Genomic DNA, 14,029 nt, shown 5'->3' on the forward strand with positions numbered 1-14,029 from the left:
TTCACGGCAACGTTTCGGTCACTCCCGTGCCCGGTAGCGTGGGGACCATGCACGCGATCGTCATCCGCGAACCCGGCGGCACCGACGTCCTGGAGTGGACCGAGGTGCCCGATCCCGCGCCCGGTCCGGGCGAGGTCCTGGTCGACGTGGCCGCGTCCGCGGTCAACCGGGCCGACGTCATGCAGCGCCGCGGCTTCTACCCGCCGCCCGACGGCGCCCCGCCCTACCCCGGTCTGGAGGCGTCCGGCACCGTCGCCGCCGTCGGCGCGGACGTGACGGGCTGGCGTCCCGGCGACCGGGTCTGCGCGCTGCTCGCGGGCGGCGGCTACGCCGAGCGCGTCGCCGTCCCGGCGGGCCAGCTGCTGCCCGTCCCGGCGGGGGTGGACCTCGTCGACGCCGCCGCGCTGCCCGAGGTCGCGTGCACCGTCTGGTCCAACGTCTTCCAGATCGCGCGGCTGGCCGAGGGAGAGCGCTTCCTCGTGCACGGCGGCGGCAGCGGCATCGGCACGATGGCGATCCAGCTCGCCAAGGCGTACGGCGCCACCGTCGCCTGCACGGTCGGCAGCGCGGCCAAGGGCGAGCGGTGCCGCGGGCTCGGCGCCGACCAGGTGATCAACTACCGGGAGGACGACTTCGTCGAACACGGCCCGTTCGACGTCATCCTCGACCACCTCGGCGCGTCCTACCTCGCCCGCAACATCGCGGCGCTGAACGCCGACGGCCGCATCGCGATCCTCGGGATGCAGGGCGGCGCGAAGGCCGAGCTGGACCTCCTCGCGCTGATGGCCAAGCGCGGCTCGGTCAGCGCAACCGGACTGCGCGCCCGTCCGTTGGACCAGAAGGCCGCCATCGTGTCCGCGGTCCGCGAGCACGTGTGGCCCCTGCTGGAGTCGGGACGGGTGCGGCCGGTCGTCGACCGGCGGATCCCGATGGCCGGCGCGGCGGCGGCCCACCGCGTGATGGAGGACGGCGGGCACGTCGGCAAGATCGTGCTGACCGTGTGAGAATCGAGGGACTATGACTGAGCAGCCTTCTGACAAGCAGCCGCAGATCCTGGTCGTCGGGCCGAACGGCATCGCGGCCGGCGGCGCGCCCGGCCAGGGCGACGGCGACCGCGAGGAGAAGTCGGTCGCCGAGATGGTCGAGCAGCCCGCCAAGGTCATGCGCATCGGCGGCATGATCCGCCAGCTGCTGGACGAGGTGAAGGCCGCCCCGCTGGACGAGGCGAGCCGCGCCCGGCTGCGCGAGATCCACCAGTCCTCGATCAAGGAGCTGGAGGACGGCCTCGCGCCCGAGCTCGTCGAGGAGCTGGAGCGGCTGTCGCTGCCGTTCGCCGAGGGCCAGGTGCCGAGCGAGTCCGAGCTGCGCATCGCGCAGGCCCAGCTCGTCGGCTGGCTGGAGGGCCTGTTCCACGGCATCCAGACGACGCTGTTCGCGCAGCAGATGGCGGCGCGCGCGCAGCTGGAGCAGATGCGCCGGGCGCTGCCCGCCGGCGTCCTGCCGCCCGGCGCCGTCGCGCCGGAGGACGAGGACGAGCGGCCCGGCGGCCGCACCAACGGCCCCTACCTGTAACCCGCCTAGGCGGGGAAGAGCCGTTCGAGGACCTGGGCGACGCCGTCGTCGTCGTTGCGGAGCGTCGTGCCGGTGACGGCCGACAGCACCAGCGGGTGCGCGTTCGCGACGCCGTAGGAGGTGCCCGCCCAGGTCAGCATCGGCAGGTCGTTCGGCATGTCGCCGAACGCGACGACCTCGGCGGGCGCGATGCGCTGCTCGGCGCAGAACGCCGCGAGCGCGCTCGCCTTGGTGACGCCGTGCGCGCTCATCTCCAGCAGGCCCCGCCCGGAGGAGTGGGTGACGGTGACGAGGTCGCCGACGGCCTTGCCGGCCCGCTCGGCGAGGTCGTCGGGGTCGGCGCTCGGGTGGAAGGCGAGCAGCTTGGTGCCGGGGCGGCCGGTCAGCGCCTCGCCGTCGACGGGCCGCCCGCCGAGCGCCTCGGCGTCCCAGCGGCCGAGGTTGTAGCGGGCCTCGAAGACGAACCCGTCGGGGTACTCGACGGCGAACCGCAGCTCGGGGTCGATGCCGCGGAGCCGCTCCACCGCCCGCGCGATCACCTCGGGCTCGATCAGGTCGGCGTGCAGCACGGTCTCGGTGCGCAGGTCGTAGCGGACCGCGCCGTTGGCGCAGATCGCCACGCCGTGGTGCCCGACGGCCGCGGCGATCTCGGCCATCCAGCGCGGCGGCCGGCCGGTGACCATGACGAGCGCCGCGCCGCACTCCTCGACGCGGGCGAGCGCGGCGACCGTCCGGTCGGAGACCGTGCCGTCGGAGCGGACGATCGTCCCGTCCAGATCGGTGGCCACGAGGCGCGGCTTCGTAACAGGCATGTCACCTTCCCGTGCTGACGGGACACACACTAGGCGACGCCCCGGACGCCCGCCTCCCCCGCGCGCGCCCCGCGGATCGCCGGTGGGCCTTCCCGTTCCGGCCTCCCCGGCGCTACCGTGCGGACAGCTCGTTGCGAAATCTTCTTCACGTTCCCCGCCCCCCGTGTGGAAGGCCGTCCGCATGACCCGCAGGATCCTCGCCGCCGCCCTCGCGGGCACCGTCGCCCTCGCCCCCGCCGCCCTCCCCGCCCCGGCGGGCGCCGCGACCGCCCGCACCGCCGCCGCCGTCCCGCGCGTCATCGCGGTGGACGGCGCCGCCAACGTCCGCGACATCGGCGGGTACGCCGCCGCGTCCGGCCGGCACGTGCGCTACGGCCTCGTCTACCGCGCCGCGACCCTCAGCAAGGTGACACCAGCGGGCGTGCGGGCCCTCGCCGGGCTGCGCCTCACCGCCGCCGTCGACTTCCGCTCCACCGGCGAGATCGCCTCCGACGGCAAGGACCGGCTGCCCGCCGGCGTCACGCCCGTCGCCGCGCCGATCAACGCCGCGTCCGCGTCGCTGCTCGACCTCGGCCCCGCCCTGGCGAACGCGGTCGCCGCGCCCGACAAGAGCGCCGCGTTCATGGAGCTGTCCTACCGGGGCTTCATCCACGACCCGGCCTCGCGCGCGCGGTTCGCCGCGACGCTGCGGCGCATCGCCGCCGGCAAGGGGCCCGTCCTCTACCACTGCACCGCCGGCAAGGACCGCACCGGCACCATGACCGCGATCCTGCTGACGCTCCTCGGCGTGGACCGCGCGACCGTCTACCGCGACTTCCTGCGCTCCAACGCCGAGCTCGCCGCCGGGAACGCCGCGACCGAGGCGAAGCTGCGGGCGGTCGGCATCGACCCGGCGTTCCTCGTGCCGTTCCTCACCGTCCGCCGCTCCTACCTCGACGCGGCGTTCGACCAGATCCGCCGCGACTACGGCTCGTTCGACGCGTTCGCGGCCCGCGGCCTCGGCGTGGACGCCGCGACCCGGGCCGCGCTGCGGAACCGGCTGCTGCGGTAGCGCGGTCAGCGCTTGACGGGCTCCAGCACGTCGAGGCCGATGAACTTGCGGAGCGCCTCGGGCACCCGCACCGACCCGTCGGCCCGCTGGTGGTTCTCCAGGATCGCGACCATCCACCGGGTGGTGGCGAGCGTCCCGTTCAGCGTCGCGACCGGCGCGGTCCGCCCGTCGGCGTCGCGGTGCCGGATCGACAGGCGGCGCGCCTGGAAGTCGGTGCAGTTCGACGTCGAGGTGACCTCGCGGTACGCCCGCTGCGTCGGCACCCACGCCTCGCAGTCGTACTTGCGGGCCGCGCTGGACCCGAGGTCGCCCGCCGCGACGTCGATGACCCGGTAGGGGATCTCGACCTTGGCGAGCATCTCCTTCTCCCACGCCAGCAGCCGCAGGTGCTCGGCGTGCGCGTCCGCCGGGTCGACGTAGGAGAACATCTCGACCTTGTCGAACTGGTGCACCCGGATGATGCCGCGGGTGTCCTTGCCGTACGACCCGGCCTCGCGGCGGAAGCACGACGACCAGGCCGCGTAGCGCCGCGGCAACGCGTCGACGATCTCGTCCATGTGGTAGGCGGCGAGCGGCACCTCGGAGGTGCCGACCAGGTACAGGTCGTCGGCGTTCAGCCGGTACACCTCGTCGGCGTGCCGGCCGAGGAACCCGGTGCCCTCCATCGCCTCCGGCTTCACCAGCACCGGCGGGTACATCGGGACGAAGCCGTTCGCGACGGCCTGCTCCATGGCGAGGTTCAGCAGCGCGTACTGCAGCCGCGCGCCGACGCCCGTCAGGTAGTAGAAGCGGGCGCCCGCGACCTTCGCGCCGCGCTCCATGTCGATCGCGCCGAGCGCCTCGCCGAGCTCCAGGTGGTCCTTCGGCTCGAAGTCGAAGGACGTCGGCTCGCCGACGTGCTCCAGCACGGCGAAGTCCTGCTCGCCGCCGGGCGGGACGCCGTCCTCGACGACGTTCGGGACGCTCTTCAGCAGCCCGTCGAGCTCGGCGCCGAGCCGGTCGGCCTCCGCCTCGGCGTCCTTGACCTGGCCCGCGAGCTCCTTGCCGCGCTCGATCAGCGCCTGCCGCTCGTCGCCCTGCGCCCGGGAGACCGACTTGCCGAAGCTCTTCTGCTCGGCGCGCAGCCGCTCGAACGACGTCAGCGCGGAGCGGCGCCGCTCGTCCAGGTCGAGCAGGGCGCCGACGACGGCGTCGTCCTCACCGCGGGCGCGCTGGGACGCGCGCAGCCGCTCCGGGTCGTCTCGAAGAGCTCGCAGGTCAATCACAGGCACGAGGCTACCGGTTCGCGGGCCGCCGGACGCACCGATATCCCCGCCGTTCAGGCGGTCCCGCGGGCGAGGAGGGCGCGCGCCGGCAGGACGGTCCGGCCACCGCGCGCGTAGCGGGCGACGACGCGGTCGTAGGCGTCCTTGACGCGGGCGACGGCCGGCGCGTCCAGCCGCCCGACGACGACGCCGTTGGTGCCGACGCGGCCGAGCGCGACCTGCGCCCACCACTCCTCGGCGTCCACGGGGTGCTCCCAGTCGAGCGGTTCGGCGACGGCGTCGAACCCGGCCGCGCGGACGAGGCGCTCGAACGGCTCGCGCCGCCCGTGCTCGGCGAACGGCGGCTCGGGGATGTCGGCGGGCATCGGGACGCCGGCCGCGTCGAGCGCCTCGCGCACGACCGACAGCGCGCCGACGCCCGGCATCACCCAGCAGGTCAGCGCGATCCGCCCGCCCGGCCGCAGCACGCGGCGCAGCTCCGTGAGGGTGACGAGCGGATCGCTGACGTGGTTGATGACGAAGTTGCCGGCGACCGCGTCGAACTCGCCGTCGGGGAACGGCACGTCCGGCAGCACCGCGACCCGCACGTCCAGGCCGGGCACGTTGCGGCGGGCCGTCTCGGCCATCCCGGGCTCGGCGTCGAGGGCCGACACGAGCGCGCCCCGGCGCACGGCCTCGGCCGCCACGAAGCCGGGACCGGTGCCGGCGTCCAGCACGCGCGTGCCCTCCCCGACGCCGGCGGCGTCGAGGAGCGGCCCGACCGCGCCGCGCGTCAGCAGCGCGAACCCCTGCTCGTACGCCGCCGCACGCCCGGACCACAGCTCGCGCTCGTACGCGTCGAAGTCGTTCGCCATGGCCCGGACGATAGCTCAGCGGACGTCGACGTAGTCGCCGGCGCTGGTGGAGCCGAGGTAGGTGGTGCTGCCCTTGTAGGAGGCGTACCAGGTGCCGTCCTTGGACGCCTTGAACTTCTTGGCGAAGGTGCCCGTGGAGGTGGTCTTGGCGGTGGCCAGGAGGGTCCAGGCGGTGGCGCCCTTGGCCTTGAAGTAGATGCCGATGGACGCTCCGGCGCCCGCGGGCTTCCACTTGCCGCCGAGGTAGCGGTTGAGCTTGCCGCCGACGGTGATCGTCCTGCCCTTCTTCACCGGCTCGGGCGAGGCGTTGAAGCCGGAGAACGCGGTCTTGGCCCCGACCGTCACCTTGACGGCGGCGCTGGTGGCGTCCGCGTTCGGGGTGGTGAACGTCGTGCTGTCGATGCCGTCGTAGTAGGCGCGCCAGAAACCGGTCCGCGTGGCCTTGGCGGCGATGGTGAAGCGGCCCTGCGCGCCGGTGGTGCCGGCCACCGCGTAGTCCCAGGTGCGGCCGTCGGCGGAGAACTGGAAGAAGACGTGGTGCCCGGCGGGGACCGGCTCGACGGTGCCGTTCGCCAGGGTGCGCACGACCTGGCCGCGCGCGGTGACGTTCCCGCTGGAGGCGAGCGCGGACGGCGTCACCGTGAACCCCTTGACCGCGCTGGAGTAGGCGACGGACCGGTGGTCCGTCGAGGCCTCCGCCGGTGTGAAGCCGCGGTCGTCCGGGGTGTCGTAGTCCGCGATCCACCGGCCGCTGCCCGTCACGACGACCTGGGCGCTGTAGCGGCCGGCCGCGTCGGTGACGGCCTGGCCGACGGGGGTGACGGTGGTGCCCTCGGCCAGCGACAGCCGCACGGCCCGCCCGGCGAGGGGCGTCCAGACGTCGCCGCTCCGCCGCTCCAGCACGCCGCTCAGCGTGACCTTCTGGCCGACGCGGGTCGCCGCGGTGGCGGTGAGGGAGAGCTGCGTCGGGAGCCGGTGCCAGCCGATCTGGACGTCCTTGCGCACGCCGGCGTACCGGTCGTCGCCGCCCGCGACGACCGTCCGGGTGACGCCGCCGGTGACGTCCAGGCGCAGGGTGAAGCGGCCGTCGGCGCCGGTGACGGCGGTGGCGTCGGTGTCGGGCACCGAGATCGGGACGCCCTGCTGCGGGACGCCGGTGGCGGCGTCCTCGACCTGGCCGGTGACGGTCACGGTCGGGTGGTCGACGTCGGCGGCCGACGGGGTCGCGGTGAGCTCGGTCAGCGTGCGGGCGAGGCGCCGCTGGACGGTCCCGGACCGGCGGCGCACGGCGTCGCCCTGGCTCCACTGCGTCGTGACGATCTCGTAGTCGCCGACCGGGACGTCCGCTTTCGCGGCGGACCGGTAGGTGACCTGGGTGCCGGACGTGGACGCCGCCAGGGTGCCGAAGTCGGCGACCTGCTCGTCGGTGCCGGCCCGGTAGAGGGCGGCGTCGACGCGCTCGGGCTGCGGCCCGACCAGGTCCAGCTCCGCGCCGAAGGGGGCGGTGACGGCCCCCTGGTTCAACCGGGCCGTGCCGGCGACGGCGTACGGACCGAAGGCGGTGGCGGTGCCGCCCGGGGAATCGGCGAAGGCGGCGGCGGTGCGGGTGGTGCGGTCGCCGTCGGCGTCGGTCACCTCGACGTCCAGGTAGGTACGGCCGGGACGCAGCTCGATCGGCCCGGCCGTCCAGGTGCCCTGCTGCGCGGTGCCGTTGCGGCGCGCCAGGTCGTCGAGGGCGGCGTAGGGGGCGTCCGCGCCCTTGGTGCGGAGCTTGACGGAGACCTTGGCGACGCCGTCCGGCGCCGCGGCGTCGATCTTCACGTAGCCGCGCACCGTCGTGGTGCCCGCGGTGTTGAGCACCGCTTGCAGGATCGCGACGCCGGGGTCGGCCCAGGCCGCCGCCGGGGACAGCGTCGCCACCACGACGCCGAGGGCCGTCAGGCCCGCCAGGTAACCGCGCACACCGTTTCCGCGCACACCATCTCCAAGATCAACAGGGGGTGTTGGAGAGACGGGCGACGGCTCCGATGGGATGACGGATGCCGTAGGTGATGCGGGTCACATTTCCGCGCGGGGGGAGGGGGCCGCCGTTCTCGACGAGTCCTCGACCCACGCCGGGTCGAGGGCTCTCGTCAATTCGCCCGGCGAGCCCCGCCCCGCGCCGTCCCCACCGCCGGCGATGACCACCCGGTCGTCCCATGTTGAGATGCGGCGTGTTGGGCACTTTGAAGATCGAAAGTGCCCGGCACGCCGCATCTCGACTTTGGGTGACCGGGTGGTCGCGGGTGGCGCGGACGGCGCCGGGGCGGGGGCCGGGGGGCGCGACACTTGTCCTACTTCAGGGCATGCCCGTGGAGCGTGGTGACGACGATGGCGGCCAGCCGGTCGAGCTCGGTCGGGGTGGGGTCGGCGTGCACGACGGTCATCCGCCAGTACAGCGGGCCGAGCAGCAGGTCCAGGGCGAGCGGGTCGGCGTCCTCGGACGGCAGCTCGCCGCGCGCGTGGGCCTGGCCGACGACGGCGCGGGTGACCTCGCGCTGCGCGGCGAGCAGGGTGTCCTGGAGGGTGCGGGCCATGGCGGGGTTGCGGGCGGCCTCGGCCAGCAGGTCGGGGACGATCACCGCGGCCAGCGGGTGGCGGAGCGCGCGCACGAGGCCGCGCAGCAGGACGCGCACGTCGCCGCGGAGCGAGCCGGTGTCGGGCACCGGCAGGCGGAGCGCGGCGAACGCCGAGACGGTGTCGATCACCAGGTCGGGCTTGGTCGGCCAGCGCCGGTACACCGCCGCCTTGCCGACGCCGGCGCGGCGCGCGACGGCCTCGATCGACAGCCGCCCGTAGCCGGCCTCGGCGAGCTCGGCGAGGACGGCGGCGCGGATCGCCTCGGTCTTGTCCTCGCGCAGCACGGCGGCACCGGCCGGCGGCCGCCGCGACGGCGGAGGTGGCGTGTCCATGAACAGAGCCTAGCCACGGGACGCGGCGCTTGCGCCCGCCCGGCGGCGCGGCCTACGCTCCGTCAGGACGGAACGGTACCGTTCCGTCCATGCTCGGGACACCGAGAGGAGAGTGACCGGCGTGATCGCAGTTCCCGGCGGCGCCCGGCGGAGCGCCGCCGCGCCCGCGCCCGCCGCCGTCCCGCCCGACGAGGACCTGGCGCCCGCGGCCCTCGCCGCCCGCTACGGCCTGGCGGTGAGCGGCGCCCGCCCGTCCCTGCGCCGCTACACCGCCGAGGTGTGGCGGCGGCGCCACTTCGTGTCCGCGCACGCCACCGCCAAGCTCACCGCGACCTACTCCGGCTCCCGGCTCGGCCAGCTGTGGCAGGTCATGACGCCGCTGCTCAACGCGGCCGTCTACTACCTGATCTTCGGGCTGCTGTTCGGGAGCAGCCGCGGCGTCCCGAACTACATCGCCTACCTCTGCACCGGCGTCTTCGTCTACAACTTCACCCAGACCTCGGTGCTCGCCGGGACCAAGGCGATCCAGGGCAACCTCGCCCTGGTGCGGGCGCTGCACTTCCCGCGCGCCTGCCTGCCGCTGTCGATCACCCTCAGCCAGCTCCAGCAGCTGCTGTTCTCGATGGCCGTGCTCACCGCCATCGTGCTCGCCCGCGGCGAGCCGCTGACGCCGCGCTGGCTCCTCGCCGTCCCCGCGCTCGCCCTCCAGTCGGTGTTCAACGCCGGCCTGGCGATGGCGCTGGCCCGGCTCGGCGCGAAGGTCACCGACGTCTCCCAGCTCATGCCGTTCATCCTGCGGACCTGGATGTACTTCTCCGGCGTGTTCTACGACCCGCGCCACCTCGCCGGCCATTTCCCGCACGCGGTGTCGGCGGCGCTGGAGGCCAACCCGACCGTCGTCTACATCGCGCTGATGCGCTACGCGCTGCTGGACTCCGTCCACCGCGCCGACCTGCCCCCGCACCTCTGGACGCTCGCCATCGGCTGGGCGCTCGCCGCGGGCATCGGCGGCTACCTGGTGTTCTGGCGCGGCGAGGAGGAGTACGGACGTGGCTGACCGCATCCTGCCGGGCGCCGCCCGCGCCGACCATCTCGGCGACCCCACCGTCATCGTCGACGACGTGCACGTCGTCTACCGCGTCAACGGCGTCCGCCCGCCCCGGCCCGCCGGGACGCCGCGGCTCGGGCGGCTCGCCGCACGCCGCGCCGCGCCCGTCGTCCGCGAGGTGCACGCGGTGAAGGGCGTCAGCTTCGTCGCGCGCCAGGGCGAGGCGATCGGCCTCGTCGGGACCAACGGGTCGGGCAAGTCGACGCTGCTCCGCGCCATCGCCGGGCTGCTGCCGCCGCACCGCGGCCGCGTCTACACCGAGGGCCAGCCGTCGCTGCTCGGCGTGAACGCCGCCCTGATGAACGACCTCACCGGCGACCGCAACGTCACCCTCGGCTGCCTGGCGATGGGCATGACGCCCGCCGAGGAGCGCGCCGCCCACGACCCGATCATCGAGTTCGCCGGCATCAACGAGCGCGACGACGCCGCCGCCCGCCCCATGCGCACCTACTCGTCCGGCATGGCGGCCCGGCTGCGGTTCTCCATCGCCGCCGCCCGCACCCACGACGTGCTGCTGATCGACGAGGCGCTGTCCACCGGCGACCGCCGCTTCCAGCGGCGCTCCCGCGACCGCATCCAGGAGCTGCGCGAGGGCGCCGGCACGGTGTTCCTGGTCAGCCACAGCGCGTCCACCATCGCCGAGACCTGCGAGCGCACCATCTGGCTGGACGCCGGCCGCGTCCGCGCCGACGGCCCCACCGAGGAGGTCCTCCCCGAATACGAGCGGAACGCCTGAAACCCGTGCAACCATCCGGCGGCCCGTCCCGATCAGAGGTGCGTCAGGGTCGGCGAGCGGCGGAGGACGGCGGATGGGGTGGGACGGGGACGGCACGGCGGACGCGGAGTACACGGCGTACGTGACGGGGCGGCTCGCCTGGCTGCACAAGGTCGCCGTCCTGCTCTGCCAGGACCCGGCCCGCGCCGAGGACCTCGTCCAGACCGCCGCCATCCGCCTGTACGTGCACTGGGCCCGCGCGCGGAAGGCCGACAACCTCGACGGTTACGTGCGCACCCTGCTCGTCCGGGTGTTCCTGGCCGAGCAGGGCACCGCCTGGTGGCGGCGCGTCGTCACCGTGCGGCAGCCGCCCGACGCCGCCGGCCGCGCCGCCGATCCGGACGCCGCGCTGGACCTGCGGGCCGCGCTCGCCGCGCTCGGTCCGCGCCAGCGCGCCGTCGTGGTGCTGCGGTTCTACTGCGACCTGTCGGTCGAGCAGACCGCCCGCGAGCTCGGCTGCACCCCGGGGACCGTCAAGAGCCAGAGCTCCCGCGCCCTCGCCGCCCTGCGCGCCCGCCTGACCGCCGCCGACGACCGCGACCTCTCCCGGGAGCGCCTCGCATGACCGACCGCACGAGCCATGACACGATCGACCTCGACGGGCTGCGGAGCGGCCTGCACGACCTCGCCGAAGCGTCCGTCCCCCCGATCCGCACCGACCTCGCCGACGTCCGCGCCCGGGGCGCGCGGGCCCGCCGGCGCCGCCGCGCCGCCCGCGCCGCCGTCCCGCTGGCCGCGGGCCTCGCCGCCGCGGCCGTGATCGCCGTGCCCGCCGGCGGGGACGGGCACCGGCCGTCCGTGGCGAGCGGCCGCCCGGCCGCCCGCGACCCGCTGACCGGACCCGCGACGTTCGGCGCGCTGCCCGCCGGCTACCGCGTCACGATCACCGACGACGCGAGCGGTACCTTCCAGCTGACGGCCGCGAAGAAGGGCGGCCTGCCGCAGTACGTGCTGAGCGTCTACCCGCCCGGCCGCGAACCCGCGATGGGCATGATGCGCGGCGCGGTGCCCGCCCGGCGCGTCCCGGCCGGCAAGGTCAACGGCCGCGCCGCGCACTGGCTCCAGCCCCCGCCGCCCGGCGCCGGCACCGCCGCCGGGGAGGCCCGGCTGCGCTTCCAGAGCCCGGACGGCCGCTGGGCCGAGCTCGAACTCGACGCCGCGCCCGCCGGCACCGACCTCGCCGCCCAGATCCACCGCGTCGCCGCCGGCGTCCGCTTCGCCCCGGCGCCCCTCGCGGTCCCGGTCCGCCTCCGCGACCTCCCGGCCGGGCTGCGCCTCATCGGCACCAGCGTCTCGACCGACGCGACCAGCGGCATCGGCTGGCGGACCGTCCTCACGTTCAGCGCCGCGACCCGCTCGCGCGACCTGACCGTCACCCTCGGCAAGCCCGCCGGAGACCGCATGTGGGCGGGCGGCCGGCGCGCGCCCAACACCACCGTCGACGGCCACGCCGCCTACCGCCAGGCCGCCGGCCCCGCCCGCACCAAGGAGGGCCTCACCCGCGTGGGCGCCGGCCTCGACGTCCTCTGCGTCTACGAGGTGACGGGCACCGACGTCTGCCTGGAGGCCACCCCCAAGGGCTCGGCCCTGCTGAAGGCCACCGGCGGGCTGCCCGGCCTCTACGCCCGCACCACCGTCCTCGGCACCGACCCGGCCCGCTGGACGTCCGCGCCCCTCGGCTGATCGCGGGCGCGGGGGTTCCCGCCCGCCCCCGCTCGGGGCACACTGGCGGAACCCCGCGCCCGCCTCCACCCGAGGAGCGCCACATGGTCAACGCGACCACGGCCAAGCTCGCGGTCCTCATCGACGCCGACAACGCCCAGGCCGCCATCGCCGAGCACCTGCTCGCCGAGGTCGCCAGGTACGGGACGGCCCACGTCAAGCGCGCCTACGGCGACTGGACCGGCGCGAACCTGCGCGGCTGGAAGGACCAGCTGCTCGCCCAGTCGATCCAGCCGATCCAGCAGTTCGCCTACACGCGCGGCAAGAACGCCACCGACGCCGCGATGGTCATCGACGCGATGGACCTGCTCTACACCGGCCGCCTGGACGGGTTCTGCCTCGTCTCCAGCGACAGCGACTTCACCCGCCTGGCCGCCCGGATCCGCGAGTCCGGCCTCACCGTCTACGGCTTCGGCGAGCGCAAGACGCCCGCGCCGTTCGTCGCCGCGTGCGACAAGTTCATCTACCTGGAGAACCTCGCCCACGCGCCGGGCGCCGCCGTCGCGACGGGCGCCGCGTCCCGCACCCCGCCGCGCGCCGAACCGCCTGCCCCGCGCGACGACGCCGCCCTCACCGACCGGCTGCGCGACGCCGCCGAGGCCGCCTCCGACGAGGCCGGCTGGGCCCGCCTCGCCGACGTCGGCAACATCCTCAGCAAGCGGCACCCCGACTTCGACACCCGCACCTACGGCTTCACCAAGCTGAGCGACCTGGTGCAGGCCACCGAGCGGTTCGACCTGGACCGGCGCGGCCACGGCGAGGGCAAACCCCAGGTCGTCCGCATCCGCGACCGCCACCGCCCCGCGACCGAGGCCGGCCCCGCGCCCCCCGCCGAGGAGGACGCGGACGCCGCCCCCGCTCAGCGCACGTCGACGTAGTCGCCGGGCGGGAGAGCGGGCGAGGCCAGGGCCGCGGTCAGGCGGCGGGGCCGCCGCGGAGGGAGTCGAGCCAGGCGGCGGCGGCGTCGAAGTCGGCGTCGTGGGTGCCGCGGCGGATCTCGGGGCGGACGCGGTCGGCGCGGGCGTAGGAGCCGACGAAGCGGACGTCGCGGCAGATGCGGCGGAGCGCCATCAGCGCCTCCCCGACCCGCGCGTCGGCGACGTGGCCCTCGAAGTCCATCCAGAACAGGTACGAGCCGAGGCCCGTGCCGGTCGGCCGGGACTGGATGAGGGTGAGGTTGATGCCGCGCACCGAGAACTCGGTCAGGATCTCCAGCAGCGCGCCCGGGTGGTCCGCGCCGATGAAGGCGACGACGGTGGTGCGGTCGGTGCCGGTCGCCGCCGGCGGCTCGCACGGGCGGCGCAGCGCGATGAAGCGGGTGACGGCGTCGGCGACGTCGTGGATGTCCTCGGCGAGGACCTCCAGGCCGTAGCGGGCCGCCGCGAACGACCCGGCGAGCGCCGCGTCGTAGTGGCCGTCGGCGACGTGCTGGGCGGCCTCGGCGTTGGACGTCGCCGCGCGCCACTCGGCGTCCGGGACGTGCTCGGCGAGCCAGCGGCGGCACTGCGGCTGCGCGATCGGGTGCGAGGCGACGGACTTGACGTCGGCGAGGGACGTGCCGGGCCGCACCAGCAGCGCGAACGACACCGGCAGGTGGACCTCCCCGACGATCTGGAGCGGCTCGCCGGTGGCGAGCTCGTCCAGGGTGGTCGGCACCGAGCCCTCGACGGAGTTCTCCAGCGCGACGACGGCGGCGTCGACCTCGCGGCGCCGCAGCGCGTCGAGGACGGCGGGGACGGTCGCGTAGGGGAGGTGGTCGGCGCCCGCCGACGCCGGGAACGCCCGCAGCGCGGCCTCGGTGAAGGTCCCCTGGGGCCCGAGGTAGGCGTAGCGCTCCGGCATCGATCCCGCTCCTCCCGCGCACCGGCGGGGAGCGGCGCCCCCCGGCCTCCGGTTCTTCCTGGGAGGCAAGTCTACGG

Annotated in this window: 14 protein-coding genes; 8 read left to right on the forward strand and 6 right to left on the reverse strand. The window is 75.2% G+C overall.

The features are described from left to right. Positions 1-47 precede the first annotated feature (47 nt). Together K1Y72_RS05110 and K1Y72_RS05115 are read left to right on the forward strand one after the other, a co-directional pair. Positions 48-1,004: an NAD(P)H-quinone oxidoreductase gene (locus K1Y72_RS05110; RefSeq protein ID WP_220163735.1), complete on the forward strand. Its 957-nt coding sequence runs from the start codon at positions 48-50 to the stop codon at positions 1,002-1,004. Positions 1,005-1,017: 13 nt separating this feature from the next. Further along, positions 1,018-1,572 carry a bacterial proteasome activator family protein gene (locus tag K1Y72_RS05115; protein WP_220163738.1) on the forward strand — a complete coding sequence of 185 codons (555 nt, stop codon included), beginning with the start codon at positions 1,018-1,020 and terminating at the stop codon, positions 1,570-1,572. 5 nt (positions 1,573-1,577) lie between these two features. On the opposite strand, the gene K1Y72_RS05120 is transcribed toward K1Y72_RS05115, so the two are convergent. Next, the gene (locus tag K1Y72_RS05120) at positions 1,578-2,384 is read right to left on the reverse strand and encodes an HAD family hydrolase (RefSeq protein WP_220163740.1); all 807 of its coding nucleotides are present in this window, start codon (positions 2,382-2,384) and stop codon (positions 1,578-1,580) included. Between the two features lie 181 nt (positions 2,385-2,565). Here K1Y72_RS05120 and K1Y72_RS05125 point away from each other — a divergent pair, with 181 nt between their 5' ends. Continuing rightward, entirely contained in the window at positions 2,566-3,435 is an 870-nt protein-coding gene (locus K1Y72_RS05125) for a tyrosine-protein phosphatase (protein ID WP_220163742.1), read from the forward strand. A 5-nt stretch (positions 3,436-3,440) separates the two neighbouring features. On the opposite strand, the gene serS is transcribed toward K1Y72_RS05125, so the two are convergent. From serS to K1Y72_RS05145, 4 genes are all read right to left on the reverse strand, one after another. Continuing rightward, positions 3,441-4,700, reverse strand: coding sequence for a serine--tRNA ligase (gene serS / locus K1Y72_RS05130; RefSeq protein ID WP_220163743.1), 1,260 nt, complete (start codon positions 4,698-4,700; stop codon positions 3,441-3,443). 53 nt (positions 4,701-4,753) lie between these two features. After that, the gene (locus K1Y72_RS05135) at positions 4,754-5,554 is read right to left on the reverse strand and encodes a class I SAM-dependent methyltransferase (RefSeq protein ID WP_220163744.1); all 801 of its coding nucleotides are present in this window, start codon (positions 5,552-5,554) and stop codon (positions 4,754-4,756) included. Between the two features lie 15 nt (positions 5,555-5,569). Continuing rightward, on the reverse strand, positions 5,570-7,516 hold the full coding sequence (locus K1Y72_RS05140) for a hypothetical protein (protein WP_220163745.1): 1,947 nt from the start codon (positions 7,514-7,516) through the stop codon (positions 5,570-5,572). A 371-nt stretch (positions 7,517-7,887) separates the two neighbouring features. Then, positions 7,888-8,505: a TetR/AcrR family transcriptional regulator gene (locus K1Y72_RS05145; protein WP_220163746.1), complete on the reverse strand. Its 618-nt coding sequence runs from the start codon at positions 8,503-8,505 to the stop codon at positions 7,888-7,890. A gap of 121 nt (positions 8,506-8,626) precedes the next feature. Between K1Y72_RS05145 and K1Y72_RS05150 the strand changes: the two genes are divergently transcribed. The 5 genes from K1Y72_RS05150 to K1Y72_RS05170 all read left to right on the forward strand — a co-directional run bounded on the left by K1Y72_RS05150 (position 8,627) and on the right by K1Y72_RS05170 (position 12,988). Further along, positions 8,627-9,562, forward strand: coding sequence for an ABC transporter permease (locus tag K1Y72_RS05150; RefSeq protein ID WP_308286907.1), 936 nt, complete (start codon positions 8,627-8,629; stop codon positions 9,560-9,562). Then, a complete protein-coding gene (locus tag K1Y72_RS05155; RefSeq protein WP_308286908.1) occupies positions 9,555-10,349 on the forward strand; it encodes an ABC transporter ATP-binding protein in 795 nt (264 codons plus the stop codon). The genes K1Y72_RS05150 and K1Y72_RS05155 overlap by 8 nt, the downstream gene beginning before the upstream one ends. 73 nt (positions 10,350-10,422) lie before the next feature. Further along, the gene (locus K1Y72_RS05160; RefSeq protein ID WP_220163747.1) at positions 10,423-10,953 is read left to right on the forward strand and encodes a SigE family RNA polymerase sigma factor; all 531 of its coding nucleotides are present in this window, start codon (positions 10,423-10,425) and stop codon (positions 10,951-10,953) included. Next, the gene (locus K1Y72_RS05165; RefSeq protein WP_220163748.1) at positions 10,950-12,071 is read left to right on the forward strand and encodes a hypothetical protein; all 1,122 of its coding nucleotides are present in this window, start codon (positions 10,950-10,952) and stop codon (positions 12,069-12,071) included. Before K1Y72_RS05160 ends, K1Y72_RS05165 begins: the two co-directional genes overlap by 4 nt. A gap of 83 nt (positions 12,072-12,154) precedes the next feature. Beyond that, positions 12,155-12,988: an NYN domain-containing protein gene (locus K1Y72_RS05170; RefSeq protein WP_220163749.1), complete on the forward strand. Its 834-nt coding sequence runs from the start codon at positions 12,155-12,157 to the stop codon at positions 12,986-12,988. 37 nt (positions 12,989-13,025) lie between these two features. Here the strand turns inward: K1Y72_RS05170 and pheA are convergent, their stop codons facing one another. Further along, positions 13,026-13,952 (reverse strand): prephenate dehydratase, encoded by a 927-nt coding sequence (pheA, locus tag K1Y72_RS05175; RefSeq protein ID WP_220163750.1) that lies wholly within the window; start codon positions 13,950-13,952, stop codon positions 13,026-13,028. Between the last annotated feature and the right edge of the window lie 77 nt (positions 13,953-14,029).

Origin of the sequence: Actinomadura parmotrematis (assembly GCF_019458805.1) — a bacterium.
Lineage (GTDB): Bacteria > Actinomycetota > Actinomycetes > Streptosporangiales > Streptosporangiaceae > Spirillospora > Spirillospora parmotrematis.

Bases quoted from the DNA above. Each gene is read 5' to 3' on its own strand.
- K1Y72_RS05110 (WP_220163735.1), top strand. From the start codon at position 48: ATGCACGCGATCGTCATCCGCGAACCCGGCGGCACCGACGTCCTGGAG.
- K1Y72_RS05115 (WP_220163738.1), top strand. From the start codon at position 1,018: ATGACTGAGCAGCCTTCTGACAAGCAGCCGCAGATCCTGGTCGTCGGG.
- K1Y72_RS05120 (WP_220163740.1), bottom strand. From the start codon at position 2,384: ATGCCTGTTACGAAGCCGCGCCTCGTGGCCACCGATCTGGACGGGACG.
- K1Y72_RS05125 (WP_220163742.1), top strand. From the start codon at position 2,566: ATGACCCGCAGGATCCTCGCCGCCGCCCTCGCGGGCACCGTCGCCCTC.
- K1Y72_RS05135 (WP_220163744.1), bottom strand. From the start codon at position 5,554: ATGGCGAACGACTTCGACGCGTACGAGCGCGAGCTGTGGTCCGGGCGT.
- K1Y72_RS05145 (WP_220163746.1), bottom strand. From the start codon at position 8,505: ATGGACACGCCACCTCCGCCGTCGCGGCGGCCGCCGGCCGGTGCCGCC.
- K1Y72_RS05160 (WP_220163747.1), top strand. From the start codon at position 10,423: ATGGGGTGGGACGGGGACGGCACGGCGGACGCGGAGTACACGGCGTAC.
- K1Y72_RS05165 (WP_220163748.1), top strand. From the start codon at position 10,950: ATGACCGACCGCACGAGCCATGACACGATCGACCTCGACGGGCTGCGG.
- K1Y72_RS05170 (WP_220163749.1), top strand. From the start codon at position 12,155: ATGGTCAACGCGACCACGGCCAAGCTCGCGGTCCTCATCGACGCCGAC.
- pheA (WP_220163750.1), bottom strand. From the start codon at position 13,952: ATGCCGGAGCGCTACGCCTACCTCGGGCCCCAGGGGACCTTCACCGAG.